Origin of the sequence: Wolbachia endosymbiont (group A) of Gymnosoma rotundatum (genome assembly GCF_947250765.1) — a bacterium.
GTDB classification, from domain to species: Bacteria; Pseudomonadota; Alphaproteobacteria; order Rickettsiales; family Anaplasmataceae; genus Wolbachia; species Wolbachia pipientis.
In genome coordinates this window covers 1,380,945-1,393,462 of sequence record NZ_OX366347.1, presented here as the reverse complement: position 1 = coordinate 1,393,462, position 12,518 = coordinate 1,380,945, and the positions used below count along the sequence as shown (strand labels likewise).

Sequence of the window (12,518 nt, the reverse complement as noted above, 5' to 3'; positions counted from 1 at the left end):
ATTTCTAGATCCCGCTAACACGTAGCGGAATGACGATTGTGTATCGTGCTTTGCTAAAAAAAAAATCACAGAATGCAATCTGGTTACATTACTCTAGCTATACGCAACAACTTTACTTTCAACAATTTTGTGAGCAATAATACGACTTTCACAATCAATATTTATTATATCAGATAGTGAATTAATATCGGTATAACTACCAAAACTTTCCATTGTTGATTCCACTACCTCTACTATTTCCAAAAAGCCGATTCGTGACTTCAAAAATTCATTAACAGCTATTTCATTTGCAGCATTGAGCACAATACTGTTTGTTTGTGGAGTAGAAGAGTTTAACACTTCCATGCTAAGCTTTAGCGCAGGAAAACGCTTATGGTCTGGCTCTTGAAAGGTCAATTTTCCTTGCTTTGTTAAATCTAATTTACGATTTAAAGCTGATCTTTCCGGCCAAGATAGAGCATATGAAATAGGAATTGCCATGTCAGTTTCTGCAAGCACAGCAAAGTTGAACCCATCCTTATAAGTTACAATTCCATGTACTATTGACTCAGGATGCACTACTGCTTCAATTTTATCCGGGCTGATGTTAAACAAGTTATGTGCTTCTATTATCTCTAGTGCCTTATTCATCATTGTTGCACTATCAACCGAGATTTTCTTTCCCATATTCCAAGTGGGGTGACTAAGCGCCTGATCTACCATGATATTTCTTAATTGCTCAAGGCTATAATTTAAGAATGGTCCACCAGAAGCAGTAAGTATGATCTTTTCTACGCATTTGTCGTCATTTTGCAAAATTTGAAAAATTGCATTGTGCTCAGAGTCAATAGGGATTATTTGTACGTTTTTTTCTTTAGCTTTTTTGAGTAATAACTTTCCACCGCAAACAATGCTTTCTTTGTTTGCCAATGCAATGACTTTGGTACCGCTTTCTATAACCTCCATAACTGGCTCAAGGCCTGCAATGCCAACTATTGCAACAACTGAGAGATCAACAGGTATGGTAGCAATATTTGTAGCACCAATTGCTATTTTTACATCTGTACCAAGTAGACTTTCTTTTAAATCTTTGTAAAACCTTTCATCGGAGATAGCAACATATTTTGCATTCAGCAGCTTTGCTTGGTGTGCCAGTAGAGCAAAGTCTGAATGGGCACTTAGTGCTTCCACTTGGTATTCTTCTTTTCTCTTTGAGAGCAAATCTACAGTCTTTTTTCCAACACTTCCTGTTGATCCTAAAACTGAAACCTTTTTCACTAAAACAAACTCATAACAATAGCAACTTTTCTTGCGAACCCAACTATTCAATAGTTTTTAAGCGTTTAACCAAGTTCATGCCCGTGGTCATCGCCAACAGATGGTGAAGGACCAGGTGAAAAAGATTGACCATGGTGATCACCTGCATCATGCATGTCTTGCAAACCATCAGCATTATGAGCTATTTCGTTATTAGCATGAGGGTAATCATCTGAGTGATGTCCATCATCACCATGAGCCATATCCATTCCTTCTGATGGCATATCTTCCCCACCTCCACCTGAAAAATATTCTGCAAGGCCTTCAAGAAATTTTATGCCAAACATATTACCTGATTTTCCAAACAGCGTTACTAGACTACTACCACTCACCAAACCTTCAAACACGTTACTATAAGCAGCAATTGCTCCTTCATGAAAGTTGAACAACCATTTCATTCCATCCACGACTGTTGAAACAGAGTCACTATGACCAAGACCAAAACCACTTTTCTCACCAGCAGCCTCTTGGTGTTGCTGCTGCGCTTGCCATTCTGCAATATTTGGACCTTGAGCTTCACTCATAAATTTTTACTCTCAACCTTAAGCTATTATTTTATCACAAATATTGCAAAATATCAATAGAGCTTTTGAATATAGCTAATACAAACAATTTCTGTCATCCTATATATAGCTAAACTGACTTACGACAATTTGAAAAACGACAAATTCGTCATTCCGCTACTAGTTAGCGGAATCTATGCCGAGATACCGCGAATGAATCGCGGTATGACGTGTTAGCTATAGGATCCAGTTTGAAAAAAATCTGAATTCCAATGTTCACTACCTTTTACAAAGTTAAAACTTAAAAATATGACTGTTAGCAATAGTGTATATATCTTTAGCTATATATAATGAATGAATTTTTTTATATATTCGTTATTAGTATTTTGTATTTCCTGAACAGTTCCATGGGAAATGATCTCCCCTTCATATAATACTGCTATTTTATCAGCTATTTTAAATGCGCTATGAATATCATGTGTAATCGTGATAATTGTAGGGTTAAGATCTCTAGATAATTTTATTATTATCTCGTTTACTATATCTGACATAATTGGGTCCAATCCTGAAGTTGGTTCATCCAAAATAATGATTTCTGGATTGTGTGCAATCGCCCTTGCAAGTGCCACTCTTTTTTTCATTCCACCTGATAGCTCTATTGGAAACATATCTGCTATGCTTTCCTCCAGTCCAACATCATTTAACTTCTCGATTGCTAGCTGTTTTGCCTCTTTTTTGCTGATATTAAAGCGCTTTTTATAATTAAAAGATATATTTTCCCACACTGTAACGTAGTCAAATAAAGCGGAATTTTGAAATAAAACCCCAAATTTATTTTTGCTTTTACTATTTATTTTAACAGACCCTGAGTCTGGAGCAAGCAAGCCGATAATTGTTTTTGTTAATACAGATTTGCCGCTTCCTGAGCCACCAAGTATGACTAATGATTCCCCTTTTAATATATCAAAATTTAGATCTTTTAGTACTGTCCTATCATCAAAAGATAAGCTTAAGTTCAATATTGATATTATGGGGTTACGCATGTATCAAAGTAATCATGTAGTTTGCTAAAATGATCAGTATGGACGATAAAACAACAGTTGATGTTGTAGCAACACCTACTCCTCGTGCACCTTCTTTGCAATGGTAACCGTAATAGCAGCTTGAGACAGAAATTATGGCGCCAAATACAGTTGCTTTTATTAGCCCAGTTATAAAATCATACGTATTAAAGAACTGAGCTGTGTGTTTAATGTATATATTTAAATTGTGGTTAAATTCGAAGACTGCAGTGATACATCCTCCAAATATTCCTATTAAATCTGCACATACTGTAAGTATGGGAAATACTATGATTGACGCTAAAATCCTTGGTGCAATTAAATATTTAAAAGGGTTGATGTTCAAGGTTGTAAGTGCATCTATTTGCTCGGTGATGCGCATTGTACCAATTTCTGCTGCAACTGATGATCCAACCTTTCCTACCATTATTAAGCTGATCAAAACTGGTCCTAACTCTTTAATGATAGTGATCGTAACAAGTTTGGGTATTATCTGTTCTTGGTTAATTAATGGGTCACTCAAGCTACTTTGTAAAACTATTGCCGCTCCTATAAAAACTCCAGTGAGCCCAACAATTGGCAGAGAGAAAAAGCCTATCTCTATAATTTGTCTTGCTATGTTGCTAAAATAATATGGTGGCACAAGGCAGTGGTATAGAGATTGAATAAAAAATATGAATGCACTACCAAGCCTTAACAAAAAATTGATAAAGTACCTACCAATTATTCTAACACTATTTATATCAAAAAAGCTCACTTTGTATTCATTTTAGCTAGAGGTTAGTCTTACTGATTTTATTAAAATTTTTATTAACTTTATCGCAAAGTATAGCTGAGATATGTTTTAAGTTCAACATACTTGATGTTTTAATTTAAAGCTTAACCCAAGAAAGGTTTTCCTACGTCATACCGCGATTCATTCGCGGTATAGATTCCGCTAACGAGTAGCGGAATGACGGTTTTTCAAATTGTAGAGCCACTTTAGCTATAGAACTCAATTACATAAGCAAACCTTACTTATTTTACTATCCCTGTTTACTTCCTGTAAAAAACATGTTACTAATGTATTGTATTTTGTAGTAGAATGGAGGAAATTTTGGCAGTTCCAAAAAGAAAAAAGTCAAAGTCAAGGCGTAATATGCATCGTTCTCATCATGCTATTGAGCCTAAGAATATTGTGGTGTGTTCAACAACTGGGGAATTCATGTTGCCTCATAACGTAGCAGTTGATGGCAGTTACAAAGGAAAACGGGTTTTCATCAAGCAACAGGCGGAGTGACTATTATGATATGTTACCTACGGTCAATAATAATATAGTTATTGCACTTGACGCTATGGGGGGCGATTTTGCGCCTCTTTCCGTAATTCAGGGTGCTGGTTTTTTTTTAGACAACCTTGTTGACCCAGGCATTAAAGTTTTTTTTCATATTTATGGAGATAAGGAAGAAGTATCTCCTTTGCTTTTGAAATATAAAAAAGTAAGTAACAATTCTGAATTTACTCATTGTTCTGACAATGTCCTTGCAAATGATAAGCCATCTTTTGCGCTGAGACATCGTAAAGACTCAAGTATGAAAGCTGCAATTGTTGCAGTGAAAGAAGGTAAAGCTTTCGGAGTGGTATCTTCAGGCAACACCGGAGCGTTGATGGCAATTTCCAGATTTTTTTTAGGAACATTACCAAACATTTATCGTCCTGCTATTGCCTCTATCTGTCCAACTAAGACAAAAAGCTTCGCTTTGCTTGACCTTGGTGCAAATGTTGATTGTAATGCCGATTCGTTATTCCAATTTGCATTAATGGGTAGTATATTTGCAAAAATAGCATTAAAAATTGACAATCCTGAAGTTGCTTTGCTAAATATCGGCACAGAAGAAGTTAAAGGTAATGACTCAGTGCGCGGCGCTTTTGAGTTGCTTAAAAACGCTCCAGGCATTAATTTCAAAGGGTATATAGAGGCAAGTGAATTTTTAGAGGGTAATATAGATGTGATTGTTGCTGATGGTTTTGTTGGCAATGTAATGCTCAAAACGGCTGAGGCAACCGCTAGTACCTTTATCAATCTAATAAAGCAGGAAGTATTCAATTCGTGGATAGCGAAAATGCTTGTTGGTATATTGTTAAAATCCAAACTAAATAAAGCTTTAACGCGTTTTAATCCCAAAATTAGAAGTGGAGCTATGTTTTTAGGGCTGAATGGTATCATCATTAAAAGTCATGGAAATTCTGATGCTATTTCTTTTGCCCATGCCATAAAATTTGCAGTAAATGCAATTAGTGAAAATTTAAATCAAAAGATAATTAACGGGGTAAGTCATATTGAATAAAAGTTTCATATTAAGCACTGGATCTTACCTACCAAGAAAAATGTTGAGTAACAACGAAATTGCATCGATAGTTGAGACGAGCGATGAATGGATAAGGCAGAGAACAGGAATAGTTCAAAGGCATATAGCAGATGAAGGAGAACTAACGTCAGATCTAGCTGTAAATGCAGCAAAAAGTGCTATAGAAAAAGCTAAAATTTCAGTAGATGAAATTGAGTTGATTATAGTTGCTACAACAACTCCTGATAAAACTTTTCCTAGCTGTGCAACGATTGTACAAAGTAAGTTAAAATGTAAAAACGCATTTGCTTTTGATGTACAAGCAGCATGCTCTGGTTTTATATATGCAGTTACAGTTGCTGATTCGCTCATAAAATCTAACAATAGAATTAAATATGCATTGGTTATAGGTGCTGAAATAATGTCTAGGATTGTTGATTGGGAAAATAGGTCAACTTGTGTACTCTTTGGTGATGGTGCTGGTGCAGTAATAATGAAATCAGCATGTCATTTTAACGTCATTCCAACAAATGATGCTGATACTTGGGTGGCAGAGAAGGGGGTTACAAAAGGTATAATTTCAACTAGCCTATATTCTGATGGCAATGTGGACATACTATGTACGAACGGAGGGATATCCTCAACTGGTGATTCTGGAAAAATATGCATGAATGGAAGAGAAGTGTTTAAACATGCAGTGGATAAGTTAACAGCCTCAGTAGAGGAAACTCTGAAATGCAATAATTTGAAAATCACTGATATTGACTGGTTAATTCCCCATCAAGCAAACATTCGTATTATTGAAGCAGTAGTAAAGAAATTAGATTTTCCTATAGAGAAAGTGATTAATACCGTTGATAAGCATGCAAACACCTCAGCGGCATCAATTCCACTGGCCTTAGACTATGCAATACAAGAATCAAAAATAAAATCAGGAAATCTGGTACTGCTGATTTCAATAGGTGCAGGCCTGACCTGGGGTTCCGTGTTGCTGCACTATTAGACTTCCTGCATTACCTCCTGTCATCCAAGTACCCTCTTTGTCATTCCAGTGCCCCCTTTTGTCATCCCAGTAGCCCCTTCGGTGTCATTCCAGTCTGGAATCCAGTTCTTATTGTACATTCACCTGGTGTAAAGTTAAGTTTCCTGGATCCCAGTGTCAGCTACTCGGATGACAAAAAAAGGAGCACTGGAATGACAGCAGTCCTACGTCATACCGCCGTGGTATCTCTAGATCCCGCTAACAAGCAGCGGGATGACGGTTGTCGTTTAGCCACAAATATTTAAGAAATTTACCAAATGAAAAAAAAGGCAAAAGAAGCCCTGGGGTTATTATCCGCTTTAAAATATTGGCGTTTTTTATGTTTTAAACGCTTGACAAGCGAGATTAAGCTGCTTTTAATTGCAACTAACTTACGCTGCAAATGTTTAAGAAATTTACTAAGCAGAAAAAAAGACAAAGAATCCCCGAGTTAGCTAGTCTTTTACTATCTCTGTCGAGTATTGGCATTTTTTGATGTCTTGTAACGCTTTATAAGCGCGTTCAGCTTATTTAGATAAAAATCTAGATGTAGATGAAGTTTTGTAAAGACATACAGTATCTATATACTGCAAAAAATTGAACATAAGACGCCGATACATTAAGTAATCCTTACCTTTTAATCTGCAGATTGGCGAAAGCAAATACAATAGCTTCAGCTTCATGATAAGGGGGCTGGCGAGGTTTGTCAAGGAAGTTTTTCTTTCCCGTGAATTCCCTTTGAAGTTGAATATTGAAAATTGACTGGAGAGTTGTGGATTACTTTGTATATGTCATAACAAGCCATGGCGCTCTCAGCAAAACCATTTAGTATTAATTTTAGTTTGCCTGAATAAATAGCTATATCTCCGATTGCATATATCCTATCTCTACTGGTTTTAAGTGTAGCTGGGTCGACAACTATGCGGCTATGTTCTAACTGTATACCCCAATTGTTTATTGGACCAAGATTCATTGACAATCCAAAAAATGGCAGCAAAAAATCAGCGGATATTTCTTTTTCTTCCTTAGAGGCAATGTTTTTTACTATCACTGTGCTCAATTGCCCATTACCTCCTGCTAGTTCGTGTAATTGATATGGCACTACCAGTTCTATTTTTCCATCATTTTCAAGTGATTCTAATTTATTTCTAGTTTCAGGAGTGCAGCGAAATTCCTTTCTCCTATGTATCACATAAATTTTCTTTGCAACTTTAGAAAGTTCTACAGTCCAATCAGCCGCAGAATCACCCCCACCTGCAATGACTATAGTTTTGTCCTGAAAATCAGAAATTTTATTTACACTGTAAAATACAGATTTATTTTCATATTCTAATATACCACTTAAGGGTGGACGGTTAGGTTCAAACATTCCGTTACCTGCAGCAATGATAACGGCTTTGCATTTTACCTCTGTGCCTGTATTAGTTATGATAATAAAGCTTTGATTGCAGTTATTCGAAATCTTTTCCACTTTTTGACTTAAATGGTAAACAGGCTCAAATGGCGAAGCTTGCTCCATTAGTCGCTCAATTAATTTTTGGGCAGTAATTACAGGATAACCAGGTATATCATATATTGGCTTTTCTGGGTAAAGAGCTGTGCATTGTCCTCCTGCTTGATCCAAAACATCTATTATATGACATCTCATATCAAGCATTCCCGCTTGAAAAGCAGTGAATATTCCAACAGGTCCTGCACCTATTATTACTATATCGATTTTCATATTCAGATGGTGATCTATTTATAGATATTAGCTTTCTTTGCTAACAAGGTCAATTTACAAAGGGATGTATTTTTAAAAGATGTGGCTAGATTAGACAAGATTTCCAGCGTTATGAACCACATAGTCCAAATAAGCTCTAAAAATCAGCTAGCATAGCGAGATGCTGTGCGGACGGAATGGGATTCGAACCCATGGTACGCTCATCACGTACGTCAGTTTTCAAGACTGGTGCCTTAAACCGCTCGGCCATCCGTCCATTTCTTTTCTATCACAACATTTGATTTTAAGCAATCTATAAAAGCTTTACTTGCCCACGCAAAAGTTGCTAAACACACTACTCAATATTTCCTCAACATCAATAATTCCAATCACCGCACCAAGTTCAAATGCAGCAAGCCTCAAATCTTCAGATATCAACTCAATTGGATTATCGATATTAAAACGTTGTAAATGTTCCAGTGCTTTCTTCATGTGATTCCTATGTCTTTGCCGAGTGATTACAGGAGTGTCTCTATCATGCCCAAATTTTTCCTCTGCCTTCTCTTTTATGAGAGAGATCAATTTGTTTGTACCTATTTCCTTTAGAATAGAAATGGGTAAAAGATCTATGCCATTAATTTTTATATTGTGATTATTGATAACATCGTCAGCTTTGCTCAATACATAAATGGTGTCATTTTGGTCTGATGTCATGCAAGTAGCTGACACTGGAATCCAGCTATGAACATTGTTTTCAGCACATGTTTCTAGAATCCATTGTCTATTGCATAATTTGCAAGTATTTTTATATCTGGATCCCAGTGTCAAGCACTGGGATGACACCGTTTGTTGATTACAATATTTGCATAGTTGTGTGTCAACGACAGATGGTATATTGCCTGTGGCTTGATAATTGACATCGTGTCGTTGTTCAAAAGGAAATAGCTCTATTCTTAAATCAGCTTCAAAAGACCTCTTTTTCGCTCGACTTATACCTTCTAATTCTATTGGATCTGAACTTTCACGAATTCCAGCAGTATCAGAGAGAATGATTGGGTATCCGCCAATGTCAATATGAGCTTCAAGTATATCTCTTGTTGTGCCTGCATATTCAGAAACAATAGCAATATCACGCTTGGCTAAGAAATTAAACAGAGTTGATTTACCGACATTTGGTTCACCAGTTATTACAATATGTAAACCCTCACGCAACCTTTCGCCCCGTCTATTATCATTTAAATGCTCTTGTATCAACTGCACGAGAGATTGCACTTCATTATTAATTTTTTCCAATTCACTTTTTTCTGCCCAAATGTCCTCTGGAAAGTCTATATATGCTTCGATTTTGGATTGTATCGTTATTAATCTTTGCCTCCAATTGCTGTATAGTCTCTCCAATTCTCCTGATATCTGCTTAATCGCTTGTTTAGCTTGCATTTTCGTCTCAGCATCAATTAAGTCTGCAATCCCTTCTATTTGCGTTAAGTCAAATTTACCATTTAGAAAAGCCCTAAGTGAGAATTCTCCAGGCTTGGCCATAACGAAAACTTTTGATAATTCCTCCAAGATGATTTTTATAACTGCCTTGCTTCCATGCACTTGTAACTCTATAACGTCCTCGCCAGTGAAACTGTTTGGAGCAGGGAAATAGATGATTATTCCATTATCTATCAATTGACTGGAATCATCATATAGATCAACTAAAGTAGCAAATCTTGGTTTAATTTCTTTCTTAATATGAAAATGATTTAAAGCTTTAAGCGCGTAGTTGCCTGAAATTCTGATTACTGCAACTCCTGACTTACCAAATACGGTCGATAAAGCGAAAATAGTTTCATTTGTGTTTGTCATTATTTATATAAACTACTTAGCAATATTACACTTAAGAAACCAAAATACCTAAAAAGTCACCCAGGTGAAAATATTTATTTTGAAAACTGATAATATGATTTATAATGACTGACACAAGTTTTAAATATTTTATGCTCAAGAAATTAGCTTGGTACTGGTCTTTTGTAGAGTTAATTAAAGGGTTTGTTATTACATTAAAATATATGTTTAAGCCAAAGGTTACTTTGAGGTATCCTATGGAGAAGGGCCCTTTAAGTCCAAGGTTTCGTGGTGAGCATGCGTTGCGTAGGTATCCAAACGGTGAAGAACGATGCATAGCTTGTAAATTATGTGAAGTTATCTGCCCTGCTCAAGCAATAGTTATTGAAGCAGAGGAAAGAGAAGACGGTAGTCGCCGCACCACGCGCTATGATATTGATATGACAAAATGCATATACTGCGGACTTTGCCAAGAGGCATGTCCAGTTGATGCAATTGTTGAAGGTCCTAACTTTGAATTTGCTACTGAAACAAGAGAGGAGCTAATGTACAATAAAGAAAAGTTATTGCGTAATGGTGAAGTTTGGGAAGACGCAATTGCACTCAGGTTAAAAAAGAATAGACCTTATTATTAATGTTCAGAACTTATAACCCTGTTATCCATTATGATTTAGGGGCAGTGCCCACTAGGGGTGGTGTCATCCCAGTGCTTGACACTGGGATCTATCTTATTTTCATCATGGACATTATTTTAACATATGTTCCTAGAATCTGTTGTCCATTGCATAACTTGCGAATATTTTTATACTTAGATCCCAGTGTCAGCTACTCGGATGACATCATAGGAGGCACTGGGATGACAAAAGGGTCTGATGAATGATTAAAGTTACTTTTTCAACCGAACAAAAAGTAAAAGAATACAGTGGTAAAGTTACTGGCTTTGATATATTACAACCGGATGCTTTGAAAGAAGCAATTGCCTTTAAGGTAAATGGTGAGTTGCATGATCTCTCACGTGAAATTGAAGCTGATGCAGAGATAGAGGTGATACAACTGAGTGACGAAGCGGGTTTAGATATAATAAGGCATGATGCTGCTCACATAATGGCGCAGGCAGTGAAAGAGCTATTTCCTAATACTCAGATTACTATCGGCCCAACAATTCAGGACGGTTTTTACTATGATTTTGCTACAGGTCGTACCTTCACTACGGACGATCTTACCGCAATAGAAAAGAAAATGAAAGAGATTGTAAAAAGTAACCACAGATTTGTTCGAGAAGTTTGGACTCGCAAGCAGTCAGTTGATTTCTTTAGTGGTATAGGCGAAAAATATAAGGTTGATATTATCTCATCCATACCAGAGGGTGAAAACCTAACTGTTTATAGGCAAGGTGATTTTGTTGACCTATGCCGTGGTCCGCACTCACCATCAACCGGCAGAGTTAAAGCGTTTAAACTTATGAAAGTAGCGGGTGCATACTGGCGAGGTGATGCAAAGGGCCCAATGTTGCAGCGAATATATGGCACAGCATGGAGAAATAAGGATGAATTAAACGCTTATCTTGAGTGTCTCAAAGAAGCAGAGAAACGTGATCACCGCAAAATTGCCAAGGATATGGATTTATTTCACATCCAAGAGGAAGCTGTTGGGCAGGTTTTTTGGCATGAACAAGGATATATTCTATATAATGTTCTTGAGTCTTACATCAGAAAGAAGCTAATAAATAATGGCTATTTTGAGGTAAAAACTCCTATTTTAGTAAGTAAAGAGCTGTGGGAAAGATCTGGACATTGGGATAAGTTTCGTGAAAATATGTTTATTGTTGACGAATCTGAGAATAAAAAGTTAGCAATAAAACCCATGAATTGTCCTTGTCATGTGCAGATTTTTAATTCTCACACCAGGAGCTACCGTGATTTACCAATACGTATGGCAGAGTTTGGCACATGCCATAGAAATGAAAGCTCAGGATCATTGCACGGACTGATGCGAGTGCGTGGTTTTACGCAAGACGATGCACACATTTTTTGTATGGAAGAACAAGTGAATTCTGAGACTATAAAGTTTTGTGACCTTTTAAAAGAAGTATATTCAGAGCTTGGATTTAATGAAATTTCTGTGAAATTTTCAGACCGTCCAGATATTAGAGCAGGTAATGATGAAGTGTGGGATAGAGCTGAAAAAGCGCTGCTTGAAGCCGTTAAAGAAGCAGGCTTGAGTTATAAACTTAACCCTGGTGAAGGTGCGTTTTATGGTCCAAAGTTAGAGTTTGTCTTGAAAGATGCAATAGGCAGAAGCTGGCAATGTGGAACATTACAAGTTGATTTCATTTTACCAGAACGTCTGGGAGCTTTTTATATAGGAGCAGATGGACAAAAGCATCACCCTGTCATGTTACATAGGGCAATTCTTGGAACTTTTGAGCGTTTTATTGGAATTTTGATAGAAAATTATGCAGGAAAATTTCCAGTTTGGCTTGCTCCAACGCAACTTGCTATTCTGACCATTACAAATGAGGCTGACGGTTACGCCACAGAAATTAGCAATATTTTAAAAGAACAAGGTGTGAGAGTCAAGACTGATTTGACCAATGAAAAAATTAGTTATAAGATACGTTTGCATAGTTCAAACAAGGTTCCTATATTGTGGATTGTAGGCAAAAATGAAGTTACAAGTAAAACTGTGTCAGTAAGAAATTTAGGATCGGAAAGACAGGAGTCTTTTTCTTTGGAAAAGGCTAATGAATCGCTGTTAAAAAGTATTAATTTGAATTAA

The 12,518-nt window shown here is 36.6% G+C and carries 12 protein-coding genes and 1 tRNA gene; 6 read left to right on the top strand and 7 right to left on the bottom strand.

The window, feature by feature from the left end; translation table 11 throughout:
- Window positions 1-93: 93 nt before the first annotated feature.
- From dxr to OOK97_RS07030, 4 genes are all read right to left on the bottom strand, one after another.
- Complete coding sequence (dxr, locus tag OOK97_RS07045) at window positions 94-1,257, bottom strand: 1-deoxy-D-xylulose-5-phosphate reductoisomerase (protein ID WP_264705287.1); 1,164 nt, start codon at window positions 1,255-1,257, stop codon at window positions 94-96.
- 65 nt (window positions 1,258-1,322) lie between these two features.
- Window positions 1,323-1,820 carry a hypothetical protein gene (locus OOK97_RS07040; RefSeq protein WP_007548965.1) on the bottom strand — a complete coding sequence of 166 codons (498 nt, stop codon included), beginning with the start codon at window positions 1,818-1,820 and terminating at the stop codon, window positions 1,323-1,325.
- Between the two features lie 320 nt (window positions 1,821-2,140).
- Window positions 2,141-2,842: an ABC transporter ATP-binding protein gene (locus tag OOK97_RS07035; protein WP_006279859.1), complete on the bottom strand. Its 702-nt coding sequence runs from the start codon at window positions 2,840-2,842 to the stop codon at window positions 2,141-2,143.
- Window positions 2,835-3,617, bottom strand: a complete 783-nt coding sequence (locus tag OOK97_RS07030; protein ID WP_015589313.1) for an MlaE family ABC transporter permease — start codon at window positions 3,615-3,617, stop codon at window positions 2,835-2,837. The genes OOK97_RS07035 and OOK97_RS07030 overlap by 8 nt, the downstream gene beginning before the upstream one ends.
- A gap of 339 nt (window positions 3,618-3,956) precedes the next feature.
- Here OOK97_RS07030 and rpmF point away from each other — a divergent pair, with 339 nt between their 5' ends.
- The 3 genes from rpmF to OOK97_RS07015 are packed head-to-tail and all read left to right on the top strand — an operon-like array spanning window position 3,957 to window position 6,190.
- Window positions 3,957-4,139: a 50S ribosomal protein L32 gene (gene rpmF / locus OOK97_RS07025; protein ID WP_041573607.1), complete on the top strand. Its 183-nt coding sequence runs from the start codon at window positions 3,957-3,959 to the stop codon at window positions 4,137-4,139.
- 10 nt (window positions 4,140-4,149) lie between these two features.
- Window positions 4,150-5,187 (top strand): phosphate acyltransferase PlsX, encoded by a 1,038-nt coding sequence (gene plsX, locus OOK97_RS07020; RefSeq protein ID WP_264705681.1) that lies wholly within the window; start codon window positions 4,150-4,152, stop codon window positions 5,185-5,187.
- Window positions 5,180-6,190 carry a beta-ketoacyl-ACP synthase III gene (locus tag OOK97_RS07015; protein ID WP_264705286.1) on the top strand — a complete coding sequence of 337 codons (1,011 nt, stop codon included), beginning with the start codon at window positions 5,180-5,182 and terminating at the stop codon, window positions 6,188-6,190. Before plsX ends, OOK97_RS07015 begins: the two co-directional genes overlap by 8 nt.
- 724 nt (window positions 6,191-6,914) lie before the next feature.
- Here the strand turns inward: OOK97_RS07015 and OOK97_RS07010 are convergent.
- The 3 genes from OOK97_RS07010 to mnmE all read right to left on the bottom strand — a co-directional run bounded on the left by OOK97_RS07010 (window position 6,915) and on the right by mnmE (window position 9,761).
- Window positions 6,915-7,931: an NAD(P)/FAD-dependent oxidoreductase gene (locus tag OOK97_RS07010; RefSeq protein ID WP_264705285.1), complete on the bottom strand. Its 1,017-nt coding sequence runs from the start codon at window positions 7,929-7,931 to the stop codon at window positions 6,915-6,917.
- A 168-nt stretch (window positions 7,932-8,099) separates the two neighbouring features.
- A tRNA-Ser gene (locus OOK97_RS07005) sits at window positions 8,100-8,187 on the bottom strand.
- Window positions 8,188-8,234: 47 nt separating this feature from the next.
- Complete coding sequence (gene mnmE / locus OOK97_RS07000) at window positions 8,235-9,761, bottom strand: tRNA uridine-5-carboxymethylaminomethyl(34) synthesis GTPase MnmE (RefSeq protein WP_010082336.1); 1,527 nt, start codon at window positions 9,759-9,761, stop codon at window positions 8,235-8,237.
- Window positions 9,762-9,892: 131 nt separating this feature from the next.
- Between mnmE and nuoI the strand changes: the two genes are divergently transcribed.
- From nuoI to thrS, 3 genes are read left to right on the top strand one after another with little or no spacing between them, the layout of a single operon-like run.
- Window positions 9,893-10,375 (top strand): NADH-quinone oxidoreductase subunit NuoI, encoded by a 483-nt coding sequence (nuoI, locus tag OOK97_RS06995; RefSeq protein ID WP_038199316.1) that lies wholly within the window; start codon window positions 9,893-9,895, stop codon window positions 10,373-10,375.
- Complete coding sequence (locus tag OOK97_RS06990) at window positions 10,375-10,620, top strand: hypothetical protein (protein ID WP_264705284.1); 246 nt, start codon at window positions 10,375-10,377, stop codon at window positions 10,618-10,620. Before nuoI ends, OOK97_RS06990 begins: the two co-directional genes overlap by 1 nt.
- Window positions 10,617-12,518, top strand: coding sequence for a threonine--tRNA ligase (thrS, locus tag OOK97_RS06985; RefSeq protein ID WP_264705283.1), 1,902 nt, complete (start codon window positions 10,617-10,619; stop codon window positions 12,516-12,518). Before OOK97_RS06990 ends, thrS begins: the two co-directional genes overlap by 4 nt.